This window comes from Lentzea sp. NPDC036955 (genome assembly GCF_055608005.1).
The window spans coordinates 29,039-52,927 of record NZ_JBVJRC010000004.1 but is presented as its reverse complement, the minus strand read 5'-3'; the positions used below and the strand labels follow the sequence as shown (position 1 = coordinate 52,927).

The window sequence follows — 23,889 nt, the reverse complement described above, 5'->3', positions numbered from 1 at the left end:
CCTCCCTCTCAGACCCAGTACGAGACGCGAGCGCGGTAGTTGCGCAGGATGACGAGCGCGGCCAGCCAGCCGACGACCGTGAACCCGCCGACGACCACCCAGTGGTGCCAGTCGACGTGGTGGCCGAGCAGCGGCGCGCGGACGACCTCGACGAAGTGGTACACCGGGTTCAGCTCGGCGATCAGGACGCGCCACTGCGAGTCGCTGCCGGCGGTCTTGGTGACCTTCGTGAGGATGTCGGCATCCCAGACGATCGGCGTCATGAAGAACACCAGGTTGATGAAGCTGTTCACGACCGGCGGGATGTCGCGGAAGCGGGTGCTGATGACGCCGAACAGCAGCGACACCCACACGGCGTTGACGGCCAGCAGCACGAAGCCGGGGATCGCCAGCAGGATGGTCCAGCTGATGCCGGGCTGCGTGGTGCCGTCGTCGGTCATCTGATACGGCTCCGACAGCGTGCCGAAGAAGATCACCATGACGATCAGGTAGATCACCAGGTTGTGCGCGAGGAACAGCACCTGGCGCCACACCATGCGCATCACGTGGATCGTGATCGGCGCGGGGAGGTGCTTGATCAGCCCCTCGTTCGCGATGAACACGTCGGTGCCCTCGGTGACGCAGCCGAGGATGAAGTTCCAGATGATGAAGCCCGCGGTGATGTACGGCAGGAAGGCCGGCAATTTCGCGTCCAGCAGCACCGAGTACAGCAGACCGAGTGCGAGCGCTGTGGTCCCCATCGAGATGGTGATCCACAACGGACCGATGACCGACCGGCGGTAGCGCTGTTTGATGTCCTGCCAGCCGAGGTGGCCCCACAGTTCGCGGTGGTCCCACGCTTCCCGCACGTCGGCGAACGCGCGCTTGAAGCTGCGCGACTTGACGGCAGGGGGCGCCTCAGCTTGGTCGAGCGTACTGGTGGCTTGCACGAGGACTGAGCGTACCGGCGCCTGAGGAGGCCCTTGGACGCCGGTACGTCACGGAGTGGTCACCGCGCCCGGATGTAGGTCACCATCCGATCGAGGCAACCTTCAGAGGTACTGACCCGTCCCCTTGGGACCGAGACCCGTGTCCGCGGCGTCGCTCCCGCTGCTGCCCGCGGGCAGCGCACGGCCGCGCATCTGCTCCAGCTGGGCGCGTGCGGCCATCTGCTGGGCGAACAGCGCGGTCTGGATGCCGTGGAACAGGCCCTCCAGCCACCCGACCAGCTGCGCCTGCGCGATCCGCAGCTCCGCGTCCGAGGGCGTGCCCTCCTCCGTGAACGGGAGGGAGAGGCGCTCCAGCTCGTCGCGCAGCTCGGGCGCGAGACCGTCCTCGAGCTCGTCGATGGACCGCTTGTGGATCTCCTTGAGCCGGTTGCGGCTCGCCTCGTCCAGAGGAGCGGCCCGCACTTCCTCGAGGAGCTGCTTGATCATCGTGCCGATCCGCATGACCTTCGCCGGCTGCTCGACCAGGTCGGTGAGGTCACCACCGTCCGACGCACCGACGACCACCACTGGTTGCTGCTCCTGGTTCATGCGCTCCATCCTGGTCCTGTCGACGTTTTTGACATTAGTCGGGTGGGGGCTGGGCAACACCGAGTTTGCCCTCATACGTACGGTGTGTGGCATGGCGTTCGACGTCGCACGGGTACGAGGGCTCTTCCCCGCGCTCGGCGACGGCTGGGTGCACCTCGACGCACCGGCCGGGATGCAGGTGCCCGAGCAGGTGGCCACGGCGGTCTCCACCGCCCTGCGCGCCCCCGTCTCCGGTCCCGGTGGGCTCTTCCCCGCCTCCCAGCGGGCGGAGGCGATCGTCGACGCTGCCCGCCGTGCCGTCGCCGACCTGGTGGGGGCGGACCCCGCGGGTGTCGTGCTCGGTCCCTCCTCCGCAGTGCTGCTGCAACGCCTCGCCGACGCCATGACCGACGACTGGTTCATGGGCGACGAGGTACTGGTTTCCCGCTTGGACCACCAGGCGAACATCGCACCCTGGCTGCGCGCCACCCAGCGCACCGGCAGCGCGGTCAAGTGGGCAGAGGTCGACATCGAGACGTGCGAGCTGCCGAGCTGGCAGTACGACGAGCTCGTCACCGACCGCACGAAGCTCATCGCCATCACCGCCGCCTCCGGTGTCGTGGGCACCCGCCCGGACCTGGCGAAGATCTCGGCGGTGGCCCGCGCGCACGGCGCCGTGGTGGTGGTCGACGCCTCCTCGGCCGCGCCGTTCGTGCCGTTGGACATCGTTGGCATGGGCGCAGACGTGGTGGCTCTTTCCGCTGGTCAGTGGGGTGGCCCACCGGTCGCGGCCCTGGTGTTCCGAGACCCGTCGGTGCTGGAACGCCTGCCGTCCTGCTCGGTCGACCCGCAGGCCCGCGGCCCGGAACGCCTGGAGCTGGGCCCGCACGCCTACCCGCTGCTCGCCGGCCTCGTCGCCTCCGTGGAGTACCTGGCGGAGCTCGACGACGCCGCCACCGGCACCCGCCGGGAGCGCCTGCTCACGTCCCTGGGCTCGGTGAAGGCGTACCAGGCCGGGCTCCTCGCCAACCTCATCCACGAACTGCGTTCGCTGCGCCACGTGATGGTGATCGGCGACGCCATGCGCAGGGTCCCCGCGCTGGCGTTCACGATCGCCGGGGTGAAGGCGGAGGACGGCGTCGAACACCTCGCCTCGCGCGGTGTCTGCGCGTTCGCCGACCCCGGCCAGCACGGCGTGTTCTCGGTGCTCGGTGTCGGCGAGGTCGGCGGCGCCATCCGCGTCGGACTCGCCCACTACACGAACGCGGTCGAGGTGGACGACCTGGTGCGGGCCGTGGCCGAGCTGGCCTGAGGCTTTCGGGAGACCTGGTTGGACGACTCGCTCGCACGCGAGCTGGCAGACCTCACGGCCCTGCAGCGGCTGAGCCCGCTGTGCACCGGGTACCTCCCGCGCACCTCCGGCGAGCTGCGCCCGTCAGCCCTGGTCGCGGTGCTGGACGAGATCGTGCTCGGCGCCCGCACCGTGCTGGTGGAACTGGGCTGCGGCTCCTCCTCGGTGCTGCTGGCCCGGCTGCTCGCCCAGCGCGGCTTCGGCCGGTTGCTGTCGATCGAGCACGACGAGCGCACCGCCGCGTTCGTGGCCTCCCAGCTGCGGCGGGAGGGCCTCGGCGGCGTGGCGCGGGTCGTCCACGCGCCGCTGTCCCGTCATCCGGCGGCCCTGTCGCGGCACGGCCAGTGGTACGCGCCGCAGCAGGTGCACGCCGAGGTGTTCGGCTACGTGGACTCGTGCGGGCTCGTGGACCTGTTGTTGGTGGACGGCCCCGGTCTCGGCGACCTGCGGTACCCGGCGTTACCGGTGTTGCGCGGAGTGCTGGCGCCGGGCGCGACCGTGCTGGTCGACGACGCCGACCGGGCGGACGAGCAGGCAGTGCTGGGACGGTGGTCCGAGGAGTTCGGCATGGAGTTCCGCACCGCTCCCCGGACCTCGATCGCGTCGGCGACCGTCACCGCTCTCGCTTGAGCACCACCTTGCCGAACACGTCCCCCTCGTCCAGCAGCCGGTGCGCCTCCGCCGCGTTCGACATCGGCACCACCCGCCCGACGATCGGCTTCACCGCACCGCTCTCCACCAGCGGCCACAGGTGCTCGCGGACCTGCGCGACGATCGCGCCCTTGCCCTCGACGGTCCGTCCCCGCAGCCCGGTCGCCATGACCGACGCGCGCTTCGCCAGCAGCTTGCCGATCGGCAGCTCGCCCTTCACGCCGCCCTGCATGCCGATGATCATCAACCGGCCGTCGGGGGCGAGGACGTCGATGTTGCGCGGCAGGTAGGAGGCGCCCATGTTGTCGAGCACGACGTCGGCCTTCCCGACCTCGGCCACGAAGTCCTGCGTCCGGTAGTTCACGGTGATGTCGGCGCCCAGCTCGGCGCAGCGGGCCAGGCGCTCGTCGGAACCGGCGGTGGCGGCCACCGTGGCGCCGAGGGCCTTCGCCACCTGGATCGCGTGCGTGCCGATGCCGCCCGCGCCGCCGTGGACCAGGAAGGTCTCACCGGCCTTCAGACGGCCGTCCATCACGACGTTCGACCACACCGTGCACGCCACCTCGGGCAGCGACGCGGCGGTGACCAGGTCGACGCCCGCGGGCACCGGCAGGACCTGGGCCGCGGGCACGACGACCTGCTCCGCGTAGCCGCCGCCGGCGAGCAGCGCGCACACCTCGTCGCCGACCGAGAGACCGGTCACGCCCTCGCCCAGCGCCAGCACCGTGCCGGAGCACTCCAGGCCGATGACGTCCGACGCACCCGGCGGGGGCGGGTAGAGGCCCTGCCGCTGCAGCAGGTCCGCGCGGTTGACGGCCGAGGCGGCCACGTCGACCAGCACCTCGCCGGGACCCGGTGACAGGTCGGGGACCTCGGTCCACTCCAGCACTTCCGGGCCGCCGGGTTCGCGCACAGTGATCGCATGCATGTGATCGACCGTAATCACATTCGACAGCCCCGGCACCATCAGAGCATGAACGCCTGGCCGTTGCGGAACCTCGTGCTCACCACGCCGCGCCTCGAACTGCGCCCGGACGACGACGAAGGGCTCTTCGAGCTCGTGGACGTCGCGAAGGAGGGCGTGCACGCGCCGGACGAGATGCCGTTCAACGTGCCGTGGACCGACCAGCTGTCCGACGACGGCGGGCGCAGCATGGTCCAGTTCTTCTGGGCCAACCGCGCGAAGGTGGCGCCGGGCAGCTGGGCCATCACGTTCCTGGTGCGGCACGAGGGCAAGGTCATCGGCGTGCAGGAGCTCAGTGCGCGCGACTTCGCCGTGCTGCGCGAGGTGGCCACCGGCTCGTGGCTGGGGCAGAAGTTCCACGGCAACGGCTTCGGCACCGAGATGCGCGTCGCCGTGCTGCAGTTCGCGTTCGACCACCTGGGTGCCCGCATCGCCCGATCGGCCGCGTGGGTCGGGAACCGGGCTTCGAACCGGGTCAGTGAGAAGCTCGGGTACGTGCACGACGGCACGACCGCCGCCGCACCGCGCGGCGAACGGCTTGAGCACGTGCGACTGCGGCTGGACGTGGCGAACTTCGCGCGGCCGGCGTGGCACACCGAGGTCGCGGGGCTCGCTGAGTGTGTTCGACTGATCACCAGCTGAACTCCCACCGACCGACGGATTGTGGCCCGTGTCTCCTCTTTGTGAGGGTGGCCCCACTCGGACGAAGGGGAACGTTCATGTCAGGCAGATCCAGGCTGGCGGCAGTGCTGGCCATTTCGGCACTCGTCGCAGCCCCCACCGCCACCGCGTCCGCCGCGGCTGAACCCGCGGGTCCCGCCCTCGCCAAGAAGCTCGCGAAGAAGGTGACCGTCGAGGGCGTCAACCGCCACCTGATCGCGTTGCAGCGCATCTCGGACCGCAACGGCGGCAACCGCGCCGCGCTGACCCCCGGCTACGGCGCGAGCGTCGACTACGTCGCGGGCAAGCTCCGCGACGAGGGCTTCATCGTGAGCACGCCGACGTTCAACTTCGACGTGATGGTCACCGACGCCGAGCGCGCCACCGTCGCCGGCGTGAACTACCAGGCGCTGATCATGACCGCGTCCCCGCAGACGCCCGTCGGCGGCGTGACCGGCCCGCTGCGCGTCGTGCCGGAGGACGCCACCACCGGCTGCGAGGCCACCGACTTCGCCGGCCAGGACTTCACCGGCTCGGTCGCCCTGATCCGCCGCGGCGGCTGCACGTTCGAGCAGAAGCACCTCAACGCGGCCGCCGCCGGTGCCATCGCCGTGCTGGTGTCGAACAACACCGCCGGGCCGCTGTCGAACGTGACGCTGACCAACCCCGGCAAGATCCCCACCGGTGGCATCTCGCAGGCCGACGGCACCACGCTGGCCGGGAAGGCCGGCTCCGCGGTCACCGTCGACATGCGCTTCCACACCGAGGTCCGCACCGAGCGCAACGTCATCGCCGAGACCCGCACCGGCCGCAAGAACAACGTCGTCATGGCCGGCGCGCACCTCGACAGCGTCGAGGTCGGCGCGGGCATCAACGACAACGGCACCGGCTCGGCCGCGCTCCTGGAGACCGCGCTGCAGCTCGGTTCCCGCCCGAAGGTCGACAACGCCGTCCGCTTCGCCTGGTGGGGCGCGGAGGAGCGCGGCCTGATCGGCTCGACGAAGTGGGTGCAGTCCCTGACGTTCGAGCAGCAGCTCGACATCGCCCTGTACCTGAACTTCGACATGGTCGGCTCGCCGAACGCCGCCTACTTCATCTACGACGGCGACAACTCCGACGGCGTCGGCGCGGGCCCCGGCCCCTACGGCTCCGCGCAGATCGAGAAGGCCTTCGCCGACTACTTCGCCGCCAAGGGCGTCCCGACCGAGGGCACCGACTTCTCCGGCCGCTCCGACTACGGCGAGTTCATCGCCCAGGGCATCCCGGCCGGCGGCCTGTTCACCGGCGCGGAAGGCGTCAAGACCGCGGCCCAGGCCGCCAAGTGGGGCGGAACGGCCGGCGTCGCCTACGACCCGTGCTACCACTCGGCGTGCGACAACCTCGGCAACATCGACCGCGTCGCCCTCGGCCGCAACGCCGGCGCCATCGCGTTCGTGACCGCCGCCTACGGCGTGTCCACCGAGGACGTCAACGGCGTGCCCCCGCGCGCCAAGCGTGCCGAGGCCCGTCTGTCGGCGGCCAAGGTGTCCTCCGCCGCGCACGCCGACGACCACGCGCACTCGCACGACGCCGTGGCGTAATCGCTTTTCCCGCTGCACAAAAGGGGCCCGGCACCGCGCGTGCCGGGCCCCTTCGCGTGCCGGTGCTCGACTTGGTCGCTGCTGCTCGACGATCCAGAGAGGGGGGCCGCTACCGGCGCCCGGCTGGTGTGCGTGGGTTGGCAGGGCATGGATCGCAGCGACGGTGGCCAGGCTGGATCGCACGCCGCGAACTCCACTTGAGTTCGCGGCGCTGCTGAGACGCCCGTGTTGGGGCCTGTGAATGGGACTGGACGCGAACAGGGTGGTTCACCAATTGGTGAACCACCCTGTTCGCGCAGTTCAGACTGCGGAAGCGGAGGGATTTGAACCCCCGGACGGTTGCCCGTCTCCCGCTTTCAAGGCGGGTGCATTCGGCCGCTCTGCCACGCTTCCCCGACGCCCGGAGGCGTCACCGACACCCACCGGAGGTGTCAGCGGAGCAGCCTAGCCGTTCGAGTCCCGCAGGTGTGTCATGACCCGGTCGAACACCTTGGCCAGCACCTCACCCTCCTCGGGCGACAGCAGGTCCACGATGTGCGCCCGCACCCCGGCGAGGTGCGTGGGGGCGGCGGTGACCAGCTGGGCGAGACCGGCCGGGGTCAGCTCCGCCAGCACGCCGCGGCCGTCCTCCGTGCACTCGCGCCGCAGCACCAGGCCGGCCTTCTCCATCCGCGCGACCTGGTGGGAGACGCGGGACTTGGAGGAGGCGACGTCCTCGGCGAGCTGGGTCATGCGCATGCGGTGGTGCGGTTGTTCGGAGAGGCGCACGAGGATCTCGTAGTCGGCGAGTGACACTCCGTGGGCGTCCTGCAGCTCTCGGTGCAGGCGGTCCATGAGCATGGAGGAGCCGTTCACGTAGGTGCGCCACGCGCGCATCTCACCCTCGTCGAGCCAGTGCGGCTCCTGCTCACTTGATGTCACGCCAACAAGGCTAAACCGGCTCATGACGATCGAGTCATCCCTCTGGAAAACCAGGCGGTCAAAAGGCAGACTCCCGGGCCGTACACGCGCGTTAACCACGCCCTTGAGAGGCCTGTAACCCATGAAGTCGTTCAGACGGCTCACCGTTCTGGCGATCACCGCCGCCGCGGCCACTGTCATCAGCGCTACCGGGCCTGCCCAGGCCGATGTCGAGTCACTGCGCGGTCGGGGCGCGGTCGACGTGCGCCTGATCGGGATCAACGACCTGCACGGCAACATCGAGCCGCCCACCGGCAGCTCCGGCCGGGTCGTGCTGGCGGACGGCACGACCGTCGACGCCGGCGGTGCCGCGTTCAACGCCACGCACATCAAGAACCTCCAGAAGGAGGTCCGCAACTCCGTCATCGTCGGGCAGGGCGACCTGATCGGCGCGAGCCCGATCGTGTCGGCGCTGTTCCACGACGAGCCCACGGTCGAGGTGCTCAACAAGGTCGGCATGGACACGACCGCGGCGGGCAACCACGAGTTCGACGAGGGGTACAAGGAGCTGCTGCGCATGCAGCACGGCGGCTGCCACCCGGTCGACGGCTGCCAGTTCCGGGACAAGTACAAGGGTGCTGACTTCCCGATCCTCGGCGCGAACGTCACGCACGCCAAGACGGGGCTGCCGGCGTTGCCGCCGTTCTGGGTGGAGTTCCGCGACGGGATGCCGATCGGCTTCATCGGCATGCCGCTCAAGGACGTGCCGCTCCTGGTGGACCCCAACGGCATCAAAGAACTCAAGTTCGATGACGAGGTGAAGGCGGCCAACAGGTACGCCAACCTCCTCGACGCGATCGGCGTGAAGTCGATCGTGCTGCTGGTGCACCAGGGCGACCAGGTCACCGCGTCGACCGGTGGGCCCAACGCCTGCAACGTCGCCGCGAACAACCCCGGCAGCTACATCGCGGCCAACGTCAGCCCGAAGATCGACGCGGTGTTCTCCGGCCACAGCCACCAGCACTACAACTGCGTGGTCAAGGACCCGGCCGGCAACCCGCGGCCGTTCATCGAGGGGCTCGCGTTCGGTCGTGAGCTCAGCGTCGTCGACCTGAAGATCGACCGCCGCACCCGCGACGTCGTCCGCGGTGAGACCAAGGCCGACAACAAGATCGTCACCCGCACCGTCGCGCCGGACCCCGAGGTGCAGGCGATCATCGACCTCGCCAAGCAGAAGTCGGGCCCGATCGCGAACAAGAAGATCGGCGACATCAGCTCGGACGTCCTCCGCGCGCAGAACCCCGCCGGTGAGTCGCCGCTGGGCAACCTCATCGCGGACGGGCAGCTGGAGGCCACCAAGGGCAACGGTGCCGTGCTCGCGCTGATGAACCCCGGTGGCGTGCGCGCCGACCTCACCTACAAGTCCTCCCCGGCCGGTGAGGGCGATGGCGTGGTCACCTACGGCGAGGCGTTCACCGTCCAGCCGTTCGGCAACATCCTGCAGACGGTCACGCTGACCGGCGCGCAGCTCAAGAACGTGCTGGAGCAGCAGTTCACCGCCGCCAGGACGTTCGTGCTGCAGCCCTCCGCGGGCCTGAAGTACAGCTGGTCGAAGACCGCGCCGTTCGGTTCGAAGGTCTCGGGCGTCACGCTCAACGGCGCCCCGCTCGACCCGAACGCGAACTACCGCGTGACGATCAACAGCTTCCTGCAGGGCGGCGGTGACGGCTTCAGCGAGTTCACCCTCGGCAAGGACATCACCGGCGGTGGCATCGACCTGGACGCGTTCTCCGCGTACCTGGTGGCCCACCCCGGTCAGGGCGCCCCGGTGCTCGACCGCATCACGCAGCTCCCGTAAGGCACGGCCGAAGGCCCTCCCGGTGGCGATCACGCCGCCGGGAGGGCCTTTTCGCGGGCCGCCCAGAAATCAGTCCTGATCATTTCCTGATCCTTTTCCGGCTGCGGCCGATTGCGTTCCGCAGTGTCGATCTCCGCAGGTCACCCGTCCGACTTCACCAATTCAGGTTCGTCGTGAGGTGTTGAGAAATGCGGCGATCAAGCGCATAGTCGAATATGAGCTGGCAGCCGGTACGTGAAGATCTGAACCGGAGGCCACGCCCAGAAGGGGTAGGTGGTGCTGTGCAGGTATCTCCTCGCTGTGGCGAAACGCGGTCTGTTGCATCCCCGCGAGCGGCCCGGCCGTAACCGGACCGATCGCGACCGTGTAGCAACTCCGAACGGGGTTTCGGGTGCCCAGGCACCATTCAGGTGTCGCTCGGCGCATCTCGACGCTGTTGAGCTCGACTTCGGTTTCGTCTCATGGCGTCACCGGTCGGGCGCCACGCCAACCGCCGTAGGCCGTAGTCGCTGCAACCACATGGGAAGTCCTCGGTGCGGTGCCCCGATGTCGGGCGCCGCACCGAGGCACGTTCAGCTCCTGGGCGCGTAAATCCCCCGAGCACGCCCGGTGCTCTATCGTTTGCCGCGTCACGGGGTCCTTGTCAGGAGGCGCGCGGTGCAGTTCAACGAAGGTGCGGAACTCGACGCTTCGCAGGTTTCCGACCAGCGGGGGGTGGGCGGCCGCGTCGCCGGCGTCGGCGGTGGCCTCGGGGTGGTCGGCCTGATCGTCTTCTTCCTGATCCAGCAGTTCACCGGCATCCAGCTGCCCACGAGCGGTCTGGAGGGCGGCAACGTGAACCCCGGCACGCAGGTGGAGTCGGGTCAGCTGGCGGAGAAGTGCAAGACCGGCGCCGACGCGAACCGCGACAGCGACTGCCGGGTCCTGGCCACGATCAACTCGATCCAGGCCTTCTGGACCGACCAGTTCTCCCGCTCCGGCCGCACCTACCAGGTCACCAGGACCAACTTCTTCCGCAGCAGCGTGAACACCCGCTGCGGCAACGCGACCTCCGCGGTCGGCCCGTTCTACTGCCCCGCGGACTCCCAGGTGTACATCGACCTGGACTTCTTCAACGAGATGCGCACGACCTTCGGCGCGAAGGGCGGTCCGTTCGTCGAGGCCTACATCCTCGCCCACGAGTACGGCCACCACGTGCAGAACCAGCTCGGCACCTCGGACCGGGTGAGCACCCGCACCGGCCCGACCTCCGACTCGGTGCGCCTGGAGCTGCAGGCCGACTGCTACGCGGGCGCGTGGGGCAACGCCGCCACCAAGACGCCGACCGCCAACGGCCAGCCGCTCATCACGAACATCACCCAGGAGGACGTCGACGCCGCGCTCGACGCGGCCGGTCGCATCGGTGACGACTTCATCCAGCGCGAGCTCGGCGGCGGGCAGGTCGACACGACCAAGTTCAGCCACGGCAGCTCCGAGCAGCGCAAGAAGTGGTTCACGACCGGCCTGCAGACCGGCGACCCGGCCCGCTGCAACACGTTCGACACCAACAACCTGGGCTGAGCTTTGCAGAAGCGCTTCCTCGTCCTGCACGACTACGGCATGGGTGGCCTGTCGTGGTGGATCTGGGCGGACTCGGCCGACCAGATCGTGCGCACGCTCGCCGAGGTCGAGGTGATCACGAACCCCGACGCGGTGCGGCAGGCGGAGGAGTGGGGGCTCGAGGAGTTCGAGCTCAGGGACGTGGACGGCGACCCGGTGCTGCGCCGCATGCGGGACGACCGCCTGCGGCAGCGCGACCAGCCGGGGTTCGGCGTGCTGGCCGGGCGAGAGCGGGTGTACCTGCGCACGTTCGACCAGGGCACCGCCTACCTGCTGGAGATCGGCGAGGACGGCCGGCAGCTGCGGCAGGTCGAGGTGAAGGCGGACGGCACGCTGCTCAGCTCCACGATGGAGGGCTGGCCGATCAACCCGCCGATCGACCTGCACGACCCGCAGTACGTGCCGATGGAGATCCCCGAACGCGAGTTCGAGGACGCGTGGTGCAGGGCGGTGCCCGACCCCGCGTACGAGGACTGAGCACCGCCCCGCTCCGGTTCAGCGGCGGGCCACCGCCAGCAGGCGGTGGTCGCCGAGGCGGAACGCGCTGCCGTCGACGTCGCCGCACAGCTCGACCGACGAGAACCCGGCCGCGTGCAGCATCCGGGTCAGCTCGGCCGCGGTGTAGACGTGCTGGACCGCGGTCGAGCGCTGCGTCCGCTCACCCGAGGTGAAGGTGAAGTCGATCAGCAACCGGCCGGAGGCCACGTCGTAGGTGTTGACGGCGACCATCTCGACGCCGTCCGCCGCGAGCCGGATCTCGCCCGGCAGCGACGGCAGCAACGACTCGGCCGCGCAGCTGTAGTCGACCACGAGCACGGGCGCCACCCGGCCCAGGTCGGCCAGGAACCGCGCGTTCTCGTCGTGCTCCAGGTACCCGAGGCTGTTGCCCATGCAGAGGGCGAGGTCGGCGACCACGCCCTCTGCTGCCAGGTCCCGCACGTCGCCCAGCCGCCAGTCCACGGCCGTGGACGACGAACGGGCGTGCGCGATGGCCTCCGCGGAGATGTCGAGCCCGGTGACCCGGTAGCCGCGGCCGGCCAGCTCGACGCTGTGCCGCCCGCTGCCGCACGGCGCGTCCAGCACCCGTGCGCCGGCCGGGGCGAACCGGGTCACGAAGTCGATTTCCGCGGTGGTGGCGGAAGGGGGAACGGCACCGCGCCAGAAGGTGTTGGCGAGATCGGTGAAGAAGGTGGTGTACCACGTCAAGGTGATGCTCCTGGTGATCGCACGGAAGATGAGCGAATGTCACCGGGCACTGCGGAGCGGCCCGGTGTGTCCGGGGCTGCCCATGGCATCGACCTTGTCTCGTAGAGCTCGTGGAGTGACCCCACCCAACCACGCCCACGCCGTGAAGCGAAGCGGTTTTACCGAGCGGCGCACGGCTCCGGGTGCGCATGGCGGGCCGTGTCGTGGCGAACACTTCCCACCACACCGGACGTTGGGGTACTTTCCCGTCGTCCTGCGGGCGCGTGCGGGGGCTCTGACGCCGGCGGACCACTCATCACATGGGGTCTTGGGGGATCCATTGTCCGAAAGATCGGTCAGCCGTGCCCTGCTCAGGTTCACGGCGCTGACCACCGCAGCCGTGCTCGCGTTCGGCGGTTCGGCCGCCACCGCGTCCGCGCAGGACGAGCCGACGAGCACCGCTCCGACCCAGTCGGAGACGACCACACCGCCACCACCTGCCGAGACGACCACGCCGTCGTCGACGCCGAGCGAGACCCCGCCGTCGGAGCCGACCGCGAAGCCGGAGCCGACCGAGAAGCCGGAGCCAGTGGAGGCACCGTCCGAGACGGCCACGCCGCCGTCGAGTGACGCGCAGCCGCCCGCGGTGCAGCCGCAGGCCGAGCAGAAGGCCGAACAGGCCGCGGCCACGCCGGACCTCAAGCTCACCGTGGACTTCGACCGCGACGAGTACGAGCTGGGCAAGCCGCTCGCCATCACGGTGACGGTGCGCAACTCCGGCACCGCGCCCGCCAACCAGGTCCGGTTCGCGAGCGAGCCCGGCGAGATGTGGCTGACCACCGGCGTGGACGAGCTGGTCTCCCGCCCGAACCTGGCGCCGGGGGAGACGAAGACCATCAAGCTCGGGGCCACGGCGCAGTACAACAGCACCCAGGTCCGCCTCGGGATGCGGACCTACGCCGAGGGCACGACCGACCCGACGCCGAACGACAACTACGCGACCGACACCGCGAGGATCGCGGTGAACGGCGGCACGGCGACCGGCGTCGTCTACGAGGACAAGAACGGCAACGGTGTCGCGGACGCGGGCGAGGGCCTGGCGCACAAGCAGCTGAAGCTGACCGGCGCGACGTCCCTGCCGTTCCCGACCTTCTCCACGGACCAGAACGGCCGCTTCTGGATCTCCGGCCTGCCCGCAGGCACCTACCAGGCGAGGCTGAGCAGCAACGACATCAGCGGCCAGCAGCTCAAGGCCGGCCAGACCATCGCCGTGAGGTCCGGTCAGACCACGGAGACCGCACTCGTCACCGCGCCGCCGCTGTCGCGGTCGCTGCGGCTCACCGGCTACCGCTTCGACAAGCCGAAGTACGCGAAGGGCGAGCAGCTGGCCGTCTCGGTCACGCTGACGAACTCGGGCACCGCGCCGATCGAGCACCTCGTCTGGGTCTGCGACCCGGAGAACGACCCGACCGTGCTGGACGGCACCGGCCCCGGCTGGGCCGAGGTCTCGCCCGACGGCCAGGGCATCTCGATCCCGGCCGGGCAGAGCAGGACCGTCACCGTCACCGACGTGGTGCCGGACGCCGCCTTCCAGGCCGGCAAGGTCTACTTCGCCTGCGCGTTCAGCGTGGACGGCCGCAACGTCGACGTCCCGTCCGGCGGACCGGTCGCCGGCGACCCCGGTCTCACCTTCGGCGCCGAGGTCGTGGGCGCGTTCGGGTCGGTCAGCGGCTGGCTGAACCGGCCGGGCAACGACTCGGTCAAGCTCGTCGCCGTCGACCCGGCGAACGGCCGCGTGCTGGGCACCACCCTGACCGGTGGCTCCTACACCCTCCCGAACCTGCGGCAGGGCCCGGTCGCGATCCGGGTCGTCGGCCCGTGGTCGTTCGCCGACGGCGGCACGAGCAAGCCGGTCACCGTGGTCGGCGGCGAGAACGTGGTCGTCGACCTCACCGTCGTTCCCGGCCCGCAGGTCGCCGACCCGTCGGTCGACGCCCAGGACCTCAAGGTCTCGGTCACCTTCGACAAGGCGACCTACGACTTCAGCGACCCCGTGCAGATGACGATCAAGGTCGAGAACGCCGGCACCGGAACGGGTCCCGTGCCCGGCTGGCTGCTGCACGACTGGGCCCAGGGCGAGCCGAGCTTCGACCACATCGCGCTGCCGAAGTTCCTGAACGAGCGCTTCAGCCTGTGGCCGGGTGAGAGCAGGCAGATCACGCTCACCGGCACCATCAAAGACTACGGCCAGAACGGCCCGGCCGACCGGATCGCGTTCAAGGTGCGCGTCGCCAACGGCTGGTGCTGCGACAAGAACCCGGCGAACAACGAGGCGGAGGCCTCGGCCGCCGTCACCTGGGCGACCGGGTCCGCGACCGTCACCGTCTACGGCGACCGCAACCTCAACGGGCAGCTCGACGCGGGCGAGGAGCTCGCGGGCAGCAACGTCAACGTCGGTGGCGGCAAGCCGTACCGCAACGTGCAGGGCACCACCGGCGCCGACGGCCGGGTCCGGTTCACCGGTCTGGCAGCCGGCCGGTACAACGCGAGCAACCGGTTCAACAACGAGACCGACTGGGTCGTCGCCGACGGCGACCCGGACTTCGTCGTGAACCCCGGTGACGAGGGCACCGCGCAGATCAGGATGGTCCGCCCGCTGTCCGACGCGCTGAAGGCGTCGATCACGTTCGATCAGCCGTCCTTCCAGCGCGGCGAGCGCGTCGGCCTCACCGTGTCGCTCAGGAACGAGGGCACGCAGGCGCTCCAGGTGAAGGCCTGGTGCTACGGCGGTTCGAGCCCGTACCTGGGCAACGCCTCCGCGGACTGGGGTGCGCTGGCCGAGGGCGCGGCGGGCGTCGCGCTCGCGCCGGGAGCAACGCAGCAGGTGCACGTCAGCACGCCGATGCCGGCCGGGGCCGAGAACCACGGCCAGGTCGCCACCAGCTGCTCGTTCGGTCCCGAGCAGGCCCAGGGCAACCCGTTCGTGGGTGCCTCGGTGAAGGTCGTCGGCGAGACGAACACCTTCCGCGGTGTCGTGGTCACCGGCCAGTACCCGGACCAGAAGCCGGTGGCGAACGTGAAGGTCGTCCTGCTCGACCCGTGGACGAACCAGCCGGTCGCCCGCGCCACCACCGACGCCGAGGGCGGCTGGGTGTTCCCCGACCTGCCCGTCGGTCCGTACACGCCGGTCGTGGTCGGCCCGTGGCGCCTGCTCAACGACTGGTCGGAGAGTCCGCCGTTCGCCAACGTCAAGGGCGAGGAGTACCCGGCGTGGCTGTGGGTCGAGCCGGGGCAGGAGGTCGCCGACCCCGACCTCGCCACCACCACCGGTGGTGACGGAACGGGAGCCGGCGCCGGTCCCGGTGCGGCGACGGGTGGGAACGCCACCGCGCTGCCTGCCCGCAACACCGCCGCGCTCGCCGACACGGGCGTGAGCGTGCTCGGCCTCGTGCTGTTCGGTGCGCTGCTCGTGCTCGCCGGTGCGGCGCTGCGGCGCAAGCCCGCCCTGGGCTGAGCCGGGCGTTCTGACGCGGAACAACGGGGCGGTGCTCTTCGGAGCACCGCCCCGTTGTCGTGAGAGCCACAACGCGTCTTCCGGGACGGAGTGTTAGCGTCGCTAAACGTTTCTGATCCTGGGGGTGGCATGACGGTCTGGGAAGCAGTCGTGGTGGTCATCGCGGGTGTGTTCGCAGGCGGCATCAACACCGTCGTCGGCAGCGGCACGCTCGTGACGTTCCCCGTGCTGCTCGCCGTCGGGTACCCGCCGGTGGTCGCCAACGTCTCCAACTCGCTCGGCCTCGTCCCCGGCTCGCTGTCCGGTGCCTGGGGCTACCGCGAGGAGCTCAAGGGGCAGAGGTCCCGCATCGCCCGCCTGCTCCCGGCGTCGATCCTCGGTGGCGTGGTCGGCGCGATCCTGCTGGTGACGCTCCCCGACAAGGCCTTCGCCGCCATCGTGCCGGTGCTGATCGTCATCGCGCTGGTGCTCGTGGTCATCCAGCCGTGGCTCAACCGCAAGCTCGCCGACCGGCGCGGCAACGGGGACGGCGGCGTCCTGCTGTGGCTCGGTGTCTTCGCGGCCGGCATCTACGGCGGCTACTTCGGCGCGGCGCAGGGCGTGCTGGTCATGGGCATGATGGGCGTGCTGCTCAACGAGCACCTGCAACGGATGAACGCGCTGAAGAACGTGCTGACCGCGTTCGTGAACCTGATCGCCGGTGTCCTGTTCATCTTCATCGCCGACGTCGCCTGGGAAGCCGTGCTGCTGCTCGCCATCGGCTCCGTGGTCGGCGGTCAGATCGGCGCGAAGGTGGGCCGCAAGCTGTCGCCGATGGTGCTGCGCGGCGTGATCGTCGTGGTCGGCGTGGCGGCCATCGTGCAGCTGCTCACGAAGTAGCCACGGGCCCCCGCCGGACGGCAGGAGCCCGTGGCCCGGTCAGTTCAGGCAGCTCACGCCACGAACGCGCGTGCCGCGGCCAGGAACGCGTCGTTCTCGTCCGGCTCACCGATCGTCACCCGAGCGCCCTCGCCGACGAACGCGCGCACGACGACCTTGTGCGCCAGGCAGTGCTCGTTGAACGCGGCCGTGCGCTCGCCGAGCGGCAGCCACACGAAGTTCGCCTGCGACTCCGGCACGTCGTGGCCCATCGCCAGCAGCTCGCCGCGCACCCGCGTCCGCTCCGCCACGATCGCCCGGCAGCGGATCATCAGCTCGTCCTCGGCGTCGAGCGACGCCATCGCCGCCACCTGGGCCAGCGAGTTCACCGAGAACGGCACGTACACCTTGCGCAGCACCTCGGCGACGGCCGGCGGCGCCACCGCGTAGCCGACGCGCAGACCGGCGAGACCGTAGGCCTTGGAGAACGTCCGCAGCACCGCCACGTTGTCGCGGCCCTGCGCCCATTGCTGCTTGGCCAGCTCGACGCCGTCGGGGATGTGCGCGTCGTCGACGAACTCCTTGTAGGCCTCGTCGATCACCACGAGCACGTCGGAGGGCACGCGGTCGATGAACGCCTCGATCTCCTCGGTGCGCAGCGCCGTGCCGGTCGGGTTGTTCGGGTTGCAGACGAACACCATCCGGGTGGCCGGGGTGATCGCCGCCGCCATCGCGTCCAGGTCGTGGACGTGCCCGGCGGTCAGCGGGACCCGGACCTGCCGCGCGCCCGCGACGTGGGTGACGATCGGGTACGCCTCGAACGACCGCCACGCGAACAGCACCTCGTCGGACGGGGTGCAGGTGGCCTGGATGAGCTGCTGGCACAGGGTCACCGAGCCGCAGCCGATCGCCAGGTGGTCGGCAGGGACGCCGAGCTTGTCGGAGAGGCGGCCGGTGAGCTCGACGCAGCCGGAGTCCGGGTACCGGTTGATGCCGGTGGCGGCCTCGGCGACGGCCTTGACCACGCTGGGCAGCGGGCCGGCGGACACCTCGTTGCTCGCGAGCTTGATGGCGCCGGGGATGGTCCTGCCGGGCACGTAGGAGGGCAGGGACGCCAGGTCAGCGCGGGTTCGCACGGTCATGCTCCCGATCCTCGCATTGCTCCGTCCGATTGGTCACGTTGACTGGAGTTCACCCCGTCGTGCGAGGGTGGGTTCATGACCACTACCCGTGTCGAGACGCTTGCCCTGACCGACGGCCGTGAGCTGCGGGTGACGATCGCCGAACCCGACGGTGCCGTCCGGGGCGGTCTGGTGGTGCTGCACGAGGCCCGCGGCATCACGACGCGGGTGAAGTCGCTCGTCAGCGGTCTCGCCGCGGAGGGCTGGCTCACCGTCGCACCGCACCTGTACGAGGCCGACCGCGTGCACGGCGACGACATCAGGGACCAGGTCAGCAAGCTCTCCGGTGACCGGCTGCTGGAGGACACCGACGTCGCGTTCGTCTGGCTGGGCCAGCAGGGCGTGAGCGCCGACCGGATGGGCGTGCTCGGCTTCGACGTCGGCGGCACCGTCGCGATGGTGGTGGCCGCGAGTCGCACGATCGGGGCGGCCGTCACCGTGCAGGCGCCCGGCGTCCTCGAACCGCTCTCGGACGGCCTGCCCGCGCTCGTCGACGTGGCCGGCGACCTCTCGTGCCCGTGGCTCGGAATCTACCGCGAAGGCGAGTCCGAGGAGGTCGACAAGCTGCGGGATGCCGTAGCGAGCTCGGAATCCGCGTCTGACGTGGTCCGTTTCGGGGCATCGAGTGACGAAGCGCGGGCTCGCGCGTTGAACTGGTTCGACGCACATATGAGGTAAGAGTCTTTACGGCGGATTGGAACCGAACCGTCGTCCGGGTACATCTAAGGAGTGCTTCGGACGGCTGACTGGGTGTAGCGCTGCGTAACACCCAGTGCTGCGGTGACGACCAAGCAGTGCAGGGGGTTGTGAGGATGGCTGAAGGCACCGGGACAGGCACGCAGACGGGCGCGGAGACGCCCGCTGTGAGCACGGCGACGACCACACCGATCACCGCGGACCAGCTCGCGGCGGCGAAACCGGCACTCCAGACGGAGATGCTGGTGGACAAGGCCGCGGCGAGCTACGCGGCGGCGAAGCTGGACCACGCCGCGGACAGCGGGCGGCTGCAGCTCGACGCCGGCGCGGCAGAGGCGTTGATCAAGGCCGTCGACGACGCGCGCGACCAGGTGATGGCGCTGTGGGAACGGGCCAAGAACCAGCTGGCGACGCCGCTGCAGTTCGGCGACAACCCGGTCGCCCACGCGATCAGCGCGCGGTTCCGCGACATCGCCGTCGGTGAGGACTCCGGTGCGGTCAAGGCGCTGCTGGACCTCTACGACGTGCTCGGCGACATCAGCAACGCGCTGAAGAAGAACCGCGACGAGACCCAGCGGGCCGACGAAGAGGCCGAGCGGCAGATGAAGAAGCACGGGGGTTCGTGGTGAGCCAGAGAGGGCACGGCGGCGGCAACGGCGGCCATGGCGGCGGGAACGGTCATGGCGGCAACGGCGGTCACGGCCACGACGGCAAGGACAAGTGGGACCGCGAGGACATCCACGAGCCGGTCGACTGGATGACCTACACCCACGAGCAGCTCTACAACATGGTGCACACCGGCGTGAACCTGGAGAGCGCGAACGCCGCCGCCACCAGCTGGAACAAGATCGGCGAGGAGATCGCGGGCGTCCGCGAGAACCTCCTCAAGGCCGTCGAGGACTCCACGGTCGGCTGGGAGGGCGAGTCGGCGCGGCTGGCCCGCGACGGCCTGACCGAGGTCACCAACTGGGTGCACGACACCGCGAGCTACGCGCAGAAGGTGTCGTCGGCGATCACCACCGAGACCAGCAACGTCGAGGCCGCGCGGGCCGCGATGCCGCCACCGCCGAAGGCACCGGAGCCCCCGGTCCCGACGGACGCGGTCGTGGAGCCGCGTCCGGCGCTGGTCTCGCGGCTGCGCGAGCCGCAGGAGTTCCACGCGGTCGCCGACCAGAGCATGTACACGCCTGAGCAGAACCGGCTCCTCGCCCAGCAGGGGTCGTTCGCGGGCTTCGGCACCGTCGGCACCAGCGCGGTCGACGCCCTCGCGGCCAACGACGCGTCGCACCGGCGTGCCGCGGACGTGATGGCGGCGTTCCAGCGCAACTCGGCTGCGGTCGACCAGACCGTGCCGTCGCAGTTCACGCCACCCGTGAACCCGGTCAACCCGGTGCTCGCCGACTCCACGACCGGCACCCGCACGCCCTCGACCCCGGACGCCACGACCGCCGGGGCCGGCGGTGCCGGAGCGGTCGCGCCGACGCCCGCGCCGAACCGGGGCAACACCACCCCGTCACGCGGTGGTGGCGGCGGTGGCTTCGGAGGCGGCGGCCGCGGTGGTGGCGGTGGCGGTGGCTTCACCGGTGGCATGGGCTTCGGCCGCGTGCCCGCCGCGAACCAGGGCAACCAGACCGGTGCCGGTACCGGCACCGGCGGCGGCATGTCGTCCGGTGGCGGAGCCGGTGTGGTCGGTGACGGCCGTTCCGGTGCGGGTGCCGCGGCAGCGGCGTCGTCCGCGGCGACCGGCAACCAGACGAGGGCGTTCCAGAACCCGCTCGCCATGGGTGCCGCGCCGATGGCGGCCGGCGCGCCGGGGGCCGGTGGCCAGAACGACGAGCGCGAGCACAAGAGCGCGAGCTACCTGGAAGAGGACGACAACGTCTTCGGCCTGGACCGCAAGGCGGCCCCGCCGGTGATCGGTCAGTGAACGAAAGACGCTTCACGGTCAGCACGCAGGAGTTCTTCCTGCTGTGGCAGGCCGTGCACGGCGAGGACCGCGTCGTGCCGCTCGGAACGCCCCACGTCGGGGCCACCCGAGCGGCCCGGCGGCGGCTCGCCGAGCAGAGCTCCCAGACGCTCTACGCCAGGGGGCTCGGCACCATCGACCGCCCGGACGACTACCTGCGGACGCTGGTCAGCGGCCTCGGTGAGTTCGACCGGGCGCTCGAGATCGCGTACTTCAAGGGAACCGAGCTGGCGCGCGGACTCGCGTGCGCCGGCTGGAGCGGGTCGTTCGCCGCGCGGGTGGGCGACCAGGTCCACCTGCGCGAGTTCCGCCCCAACGCGCTGGCCTCGGCCACCGTCTCGTCGTTGCCCGGCCTCGCACCGGGCAGCGGCCGTTCGGTCAACGTGCGCTGGGACGACTACCTGCGCGCGGGCGAGGCCGGTGAACGCGAAGGCGTGCAGGCGTTCCTGGACGTCCTGCGCGACGCGGGCATCCGCGAACCGGAGGCCCACACGCTGATGCGCATCGTCACCTCCCGCATCGGCGGCGGCGAGCTCGGCCTCACCGCCCGCAACCGCGACGGCGTGCCCCGCCCGACCGGCCGCTCGGTGTCCTGGCTGGACACCCGCGAGGGCCGCTACCTGCTGCGCAAGCACGACGGCTGGCTCGTGCTGGCCCCCGCCGACCAGGCCCGCCTGACCTCGGCCGTGGACGAGCTGCTGGCCGGCTGAGCCCCACACCGCCGGCCGCGTCCTTGTCCGCGAACACCACATGGACGAGGCGCGTTCCACCAGCTAGACATTGGGGCATGACCGACACCGACGTCGAACTGCTGTGGCGCCCGGACCCCACGAGGGCCACCGGGATGACCGCCTTCAGGTCGTGGTTGAGCGACCGCGGCCACGACTTCCCCGACTACGAGTCGCTGTGGGAGTGGTCCGTCTCCGACCTCGAGGGGTTCTGGGGCGCCATAGCCGCGTACTTCGACGTGTCGTTCCACTCGCCGGCCGAACGCGTGCTGGCCGCCGCGGAGATGCCGGGCGCGTCCTGGTTCCCCGGCGCCACCCTGAACTACGCCGAGCACGCGCTGCGCCGCGGCGGTGATGACGACCTCGCCGTGATCTTCCACCGCGAGGACGGCCTGACGCACTCGCTGACGTACGGCGAGCTGCGGTCCAGGGTGGCCGCCTTCCGCGCCGCACTGGCCTCCCTGGGCGTCTGTGCGGGCGACCGGGTGGTCGCACTCGTCCCCAACGCCCCCGAGGCCCTGGTGGCCTTCCTGGCCGCCGCCTCGCTCGGCGCCACGTGGTCGTCCTGCTCCCCGGACTTCGGCTCCCGCGCCGTCGCCGACCGCTTCACCCAGATCTCGCCGGTGGTGTTCGTCGCCGTCTCCGGCTACGTCTACAACGGACGGTCGTTCGACTGCCGCCCGGTCGTCGAGGAGATCCGCTCGCAGATCCCGTCGCTGCGCGCGACCGTGCTGATCGACTACCTGGACAACGGCGCCACCCTGCCGGACACCCTGTCGTACGCGGAACTGCTGGCCGCCAACGAGGGCGCCGCCCTGGAGTTCACGCCGGTGCCGTTCGACCACCCGCTCTGGGTGCTCTACTCGTCGGGCACCACCGGCCTGCCCAAGGGCATCGTGCACGGCCACGGCGGCATCGTGCTGGAACACCTGAAGATGCTGGCCCTGCACAGCGACCTCGGCCCCGGCGACCGGTTCTTCTGGTTCACCACCACCGGCTGGATGATGTGGAACTACCTGGTGTCCGGCCTGCTGGTCGGCACCACGATCGTCCTGTTCGACGGCAGCCCGGCCCACCCGTCGCTGTCCACGCTGTGGCACCTGGCCGAACAGCACCGGGTCACCTACTTCGGCACCTCCGCGCCGTACGTCCAGTCGTGCCTGAAGGAAGGCCTGGAACCCGCCGCGCACTACGACCTGACGGCCCTGCGCGTCGTCGGCTCCACCGGCGCCCCGCTGACCCCGGAGGGCTTCCGCTGGATCGCCTCCGCCGTGGGCAAGGACGTCCAGATCGCCTCCGTCTCCGGCGGCACCGACCTCTGCACGGCCTTCGTCGCCGCCTCGCCCGACCGCCCGGTGTGGCTCGGCGAACTGTCCTGCCGCGCCCTCGGAGCCGCCGTCCAGGCCTTCGACGAGAACGGCACCGCGCTGGTGGACGAGGTCGGCGAACTCGTGATCACCAGGCCCATGCCGTCCATGCCGGTCTTCTTCTGGGGCGACGAGGACGGCACCCGCCTGCGCGACGCCTACTTCGACACCTACCCCGGCATCTGGCGTCACGGCGACTGGATCCGCATCACCCCGCGCGGCTCCGCCGTGATCTACGGCCGTTCCGACTCGACCCTGAACCGCGGCGGCGTCCGCATGGGCACCTCCGAGTTCTACCGCGTCGTCGAGTCCGTCGAGGGCGTCGTCGACTCCCTGGTGATCGACACCTCCGGCGTCACCGAGGGCGAACTGCTCTGCTTCGTCGTCCTCGACGGCGTCACCCTGGCGGACGTGGAACCGTTGTTGCGCAAAGAACTGCGCTCCTCGCTGTCCCCACGCCACGTCCCGAACCGCTTCGTCGCCGTCACCGAGATCCCGCGCACCCTCAACGGCAAGAAGTGCGAGGTGCCGGTCAAGAAGATCCTCGCCGGCGCCGACCCGGACCAGGCCGTCAGCCGCGACGCCCTGCGCAATCCCGAGTCCCTCCAACCCTTCCTGGAACTCGCCTCGGAATGATCTAGGTCACTCCGTTCCGCGCGACCAGCGGTTTTACGCCCCTCTCCGGTCTGGTGAACATGCTCTGACCAGCAGGTTTCAGGCAAGGAGGGGGGCGTTTTGCAACTCGGTTGAAGACCTGTGTAACCTATGTCCCGTGGCCGAGGATGGTCCCGGGAGGCTTCGCCTAGTCTGGTCTATGGCGCCGCACTGCTAATGCGGTTTGGGGTAACCCCCCATCCCGGGTTCAAATCCCGGAGCCTCCGCAAGGCCGAGCCTCTAGGGGATCGGTTATAATTGAAGATACGCGCTCGTAGCTCAACGGATAGAGCATCTGACTACGGATCAGAAGGTTGCAGGTTCGAATCCTGCCGAGCGCACTCGATCGCGGGAGCCCTTGTTTGCGGAAAGCGCAAACAAGGGCTCTCTCGGTTTTTTGTGGGGGCCGAGCCCCCACACCCCAGCCGGGCGGCTTCGCCCCCGGACCCCCGGACTGCGTGGCGCTGGCGCGCCGATGCAGTCCCATCCCCGAGGTGGGTCCGTGCGGTCCCGTGGTGCGGAGCGTGCCATTCGTGATCGCGGGAGCCCCTGTTTGCGGAAAGCGCAAACAGGGGCTCTCTCGGTTTTTTTGTGGGGGCCGAGCCCCCACACCCCAGCCGGGCGGCTTCGCCCCCGGACCCCCGGACTGCGTGGCGCTGGCGCGCCGATGCAGTCCCATCC

At 70.2% G+C, this 23,889-nt stretch carries 20 protein-coding genes and 3 tRNA genes; 16 read left to right on the top strand and 7 right to left on the bottom strand.

Annotated elements, in window-relative coordinates:
• Positions 1–8 precede the first annotated feature (8 nt).
• Both wzm and ACZ7CF_RS13605 read right to left on the bottom strand, forming a co-directional pair.
• A complete protein-coding gene (gene wzm / locus ACZ7CF_RS13610) occupies positions 9–929 on the bottom strand; it encodes a galactan export ABC transporter permease subunit Wzm/RfbD (RefSeq protein WP_470369703.1) in 921 nt (306 codons plus the stop codon).
• Between the two features lie 102 nt (positions 930–1,031).
• Positions 1,032–1,517 (bottom strand): bacterial proteasome activator family protein, encoded by a 486-nt coding sequence (locus ACZ7CF_RS13605; protein ID WP_458429749.1) that lies wholly within the window; start codon positions 1,515–1,517, stop codon positions 1,032–1,034.
• Positions 1,518–1,608: 91 nt separating this feature from the next.
• Here ACZ7CF_RS13605 and ACZ7CF_RS13600 point away from each other — a divergent pair, with 91 nt between their 5' ends.
• Positions 1,609–2,808: a cysteine desulfurase-like protein gene (locus ACZ7CF_RS13600; protein ID WP_360396949.1), complete on the top strand. Its 1,200-nt coding sequence runs from the start codon at positions 1,609–1,611 to the stop codon at positions 2,806–2,808.
• Between the two features lie 18 nt (positions 2,809–2,826).
• A complete protein-coding gene (locus tag ACZ7CF_RS13595) occupies positions 2,827–3,477 on the top strand; it encodes a class I SAM-dependent methyltransferase (RefSeq protein WP_360396948.1) in 651 nt (216 codons plus the stop codon).
• Here ACZ7CF_RS13595 and ACZ7CF_RS13590 read toward each other — a convergent pair.
• On the bottom strand, positions 3,461–4,426 hold the full coding sequence (locus ACZ7CF_RS13590) for an NAD(P)H-quinone oxidoreductase (protein WP_458429747.1): 966 nt from the start codon (positions 4,424–4,426) through the stop codon (positions 3,461–3,463). The two genes, ACZ7CF_RS13595 and ACZ7CF_RS13590, sit on opposite strands and share 17 nt — an antisense overlap.
• Before the next feature lie 45 nt (positions 4,427–4,471).
• Between ACZ7CF_RS13590 and ACZ7CF_RS13585 the strand changes: the two genes are divergently transcribed.
• Positions 4,472–5,104, top strand: a complete 633-nt coding sequence (locus tag ACZ7CF_RS13585) for a GNAT family N-acetyltransferase (RefSeq protein WP_360396946.1) — start codon at positions 4,472–4,474, stop codon at positions 5,102–5,104.
• A 77-nt stretch (positions 5,105–5,181) separates the two neighbouring features.
• A complete protein-coding gene (locus tag ACZ7CF_RS13580; RefSeq protein ID WP_470369702.1) occupies positions 5,182–6,702 on the top strand; it encodes a M28 family metallopeptidase in 1,521 nt (506 codons plus the stop codon).
• Positions 6,703–7,010: 308 nt separating this feature from the next.
• On the opposite strand, the gene ACZ7CF_RS13575 is transcribed toward ACZ7CF_RS13580, so the two are convergent.
• A tRNA-Ser gene (locus ACZ7CF_RS13575) sits at positions 7,011–7,095 on the bottom strand.
• A 51-nt stretch (positions 7,096–7,146) separates the two neighbouring features.
• Positions 7,147–7,578: a MarR family winged helix-turn-helix transcriptional regulator gene (locus ACZ7CF_RS13570; protein ID WP_360397101.1), complete on the bottom strand. Its 432-nt coding sequence runs from the start codon at positions 7,576–7,578 to the stop codon at positions 7,147–7,149.
• A gap of 166 nt (positions 7,579–7,744) precedes the next feature.
• Between ACZ7CF_RS13570 and ACZ7CF_RS13565 the strand changes: the two genes are divergently transcribed.
• The 3 genes from ACZ7CF_RS13565 (at position 7,745) to ACZ7CF_RS13555 (ending at position 11,536) form a co-directional block, all read left to right on the top strand.
• On the top strand, positions 7,745–9,460 hold the full coding sequence (locus ACZ7CF_RS13565; RefSeq protein ID WP_470369701.1) for a bifunctional metallophosphatase/5'-nucleotidase: 1,716 nt from the start codon (positions 7,745–7,747) through the stop codon (positions 9,458–9,460).
• A 657-nt stretch (positions 9,461–10,117) separates the two neighbouring features.
• On the top strand, positions 10,118–11,020 hold the full coding sequence (gene ypfJ, locus ACZ7CF_RS13560) for a KPN_02809 family neutral zinc metallopeptidase (protein ID WP_360396940.1): 903 nt from the start codon (positions 10,118–10,120) through the stop codon (positions 11,018–11,020).
• A gap of 3 nt (positions 11,021–11,023) precedes the next feature.
• Positions 11,024–11,536 (top strand): hypothetical protein, encoded by a 513-nt coding sequence (locus tag ACZ7CF_RS13555; RefSeq protein ID WP_360396939.1) that lies wholly within the window; start codon positions 11,024–11,026, stop codon positions 11,534–11,536.
• Positions 11,537–11,554: 18 nt separating this feature from the next.
• On the opposite strand, the gene ACZ7CF_RS13550 is transcribed toward ACZ7CF_RS13555, so the two are convergent.
• Positions 11,555–12,265 (bottom strand): class I SAM-dependent methyltransferase, encoded by a 711-nt coding sequence (locus ACZ7CF_RS13550; RefSeq protein WP_360396938.1) that lies wholly within the window; start codon positions 12,263–12,265, stop codon positions 11,555–11,557.
• Between the two features lie 319 nt (positions 12,266–12,584).
• Between ACZ7CF_RS13550 and ACZ7CF_RS13545 the strand changes: the two genes are divergently transcribed.
• The gene (locus tag ACZ7CF_RS13545; protein WP_470369700.1) at positions 12,585–15,758 is read left to right on the top strand and encodes a hypothetical protein; all 3,174 of its coding nucleotides are present in this window, start codon (positions 12,585–12,587) and stop codon (positions 15,756–15,758) included.
• 129 nt (positions 15,759–15,887) lie between these two features.
• On the top strand, positions 15,888–16,637 hold the full coding sequence (locus tag ACZ7CF_RS13540) for a sulfite exporter TauE/SafE family protein (RefSeq protein ID WP_470369699.1): 750 nt from the start codon (positions 15,888–15,890) through the stop codon (positions 16,635–16,637).
• Between the two features lie 53 nt (positions 16,638–16,690).
• Here ACZ7CF_RS13540 and hisC read toward each other — a convergent pair whose 3' ends face one another.
• The gene (hisC, locus tag ACZ7CF_RS13535; RefSeq protein WP_470369698.1) at positions 16,691–17,758 is read right to left on the bottom strand and encodes a histidinol-phosphate transaminase; all 1,068 of its coding nucleotides are present in this window, start codon (positions 17,756–17,758) and stop codon (positions 16,691–16,693) included.
• A gap of 75 nt (positions 17,759–17,833) precedes the next feature.
• Between hisC and ACZ7CF_RS13530 the strand changes: the two genes are divergently transcribed.
• The 7 genes from ACZ7CF_RS13530 (at position 17,834) to ACZ7CF_RS13500 (ending at position 23,549) form a co-directional block, all read left to right on the top strand.
• Positions 17,834–18,475: a dienelactone hydrolase family protein gene (locus ACZ7CF_RS13530; protein ID WP_360396934.1), complete on the top strand. Its 642-nt coding sequence runs from the start codon at positions 17,834–17,836 to the stop codon at positions 18,473–18,475.
• A gap of 134 nt (positions 18,476–18,609) precedes the next feature.
• The gene (locus ACZ7CF_RS13525; protein WP_360396933.1) at positions 18,610–19,122 is read left to right on the top strand and encodes a hypothetical protein; all 513 of its coding nucleotides are present in this window, start codon (positions 18,610–18,612) and stop codon (positions 19,120–19,122) included.
• Positions 19,116–20,420 carry a PPE domain-containing protein gene (locus ACZ7CF_RS13520; protein WP_360396932.1) on the top strand — a complete coding sequence of 435 codons (1,305 nt, stop codon included), beginning with the start codon at positions 19,116–19,118 and terminating at the stop codon, positions 20,418–20,420. The genes ACZ7CF_RS13525 and ACZ7CF_RS13520 overlap by 7 nt, the downstream gene beginning before the upstream one ends.
• Positions 20,417–21,169 carry an ESX secretion-associated protein EspG gene (locus ACZ7CF_RS13515; RefSeq protein WP_360396931.1) on the top strand — a complete coding sequence of 251 codons (753 nt, stop codon included), beginning with the start codon at positions 20,417–20,419 and terminating at the stop codon, positions 21,167–21,169. Before ACZ7CF_RS13520 ends, ACZ7CF_RS13515 begins: the two co-directional genes overlap by 4 nt.
• A gap of 77 nt (positions 21,170–21,246) precedes the next feature.
• Complete coding sequence (locus ACZ7CF_RS13510; protein ID WP_470369697.1) at positions 21,247–23,190, top strand: acetoacetate--CoA ligase; 1,944 nt, start codon at positions 21,247–21,249, stop codon at positions 23,188–23,190.
• Between the two features lie 155 nt (positions 23,191–23,345).
• Positions 23,346–23,435, top strand: a tRNA-Ser gene (locus ACZ7CF_RS13505).
• Between the two features lie 41 nt (positions 23,436–23,476).
• Positions 23,477–23,549 (top strand) — tRNA-Arg (locus ACZ7CF_RS13500).
• The last annotated feature ends 340 nt before the right edge of the window (positions 23,550–23,889 follow it).

Coding starts and splice junctions, on each gene's coding strand:
- ACZ7CF_RS13510 (WP_470369697.1), top strand. CDS start 21,247: ATGACCGACACCGACGTCGAACTGCTGTGGCGCCCGGACCCCACGAGG.
- ACZ7CF_RS13590 (WP_458429747.1), bottom strand. CDS start 4,426: ATGCATGCGATCACTGTGCGCGAACCCGGCGGCCCGGAAGTGCTGGAG.
- ACZ7CF_RS13565 (WP_470369701.1), top strand. CDS start 7,745: ATGAAGTCGTTCAGACGGCTCACCGTTCTGGCGATCACCGCCGCCGCG.
- ACZ7CF_RS13570 (WP_360397101.1), bottom strand. CDS start 7,578: ATGCGCGCGTGGCGCACCTACGTGAACGGCTCCTCCATGCTCATGGAC.
- ACZ7CF_RS13605 (WP_458429749.1), bottom strand. CDS start 1,517: ATGAACCAGGAGCAGCAACCAGTGGTGGTCGTCGGTGCGTCGGACGGT.
- ACZ7CF_RS13530 (WP_360396934.1), top strand. CDS start 17,834: ATGACCACTACCCGTGTCGAGACGCTTGCCCTGACCGACGGCCGTGAG.
- ACZ7CF_RS13580 (WP_470369702.1), top strand. CDS start 5,182: ATGTCAGGCAGATCCAGGCTGGCGGCAGTGCTGGCCATTTCGGCACTC.
- ACZ7CF_RS13600 (WP_360396949.1), top strand. CDS start 1,609: ATGGCGTTCGACGTCGCACGGGTACGAGGGCTCTTCCCCGCGCTCGGC.
- ACZ7CF_RS13585 (WP_360396946.1), top strand. CDS start 4,472: ATGAACGCCTGGCCGTTGCGGAACCTCGTGCTCACCACGCCGCGCCTC.
- hisC (WP_470369698.1), bottom strand. CDS start 17,758: ATGACCGTGCGAACCCGCGCTGACCTGGCGTCCCTGCCCTCCTACGTG.
- ACZ7CF_RS13525 (WP_360396933.1), top strand. CDS start 18,610: ATGGCTGAAGGCACCGGGACAGGCACGCAGACGGGCGCGGAGACGCCC.
- ACZ7CF_RS13540 (WP_470369699.1), top strand. CDS start 15,888: ATGACGGTCTGGGAAGCAGTCGTGGTGGTCATCGCGGGTGTGTTCGCA.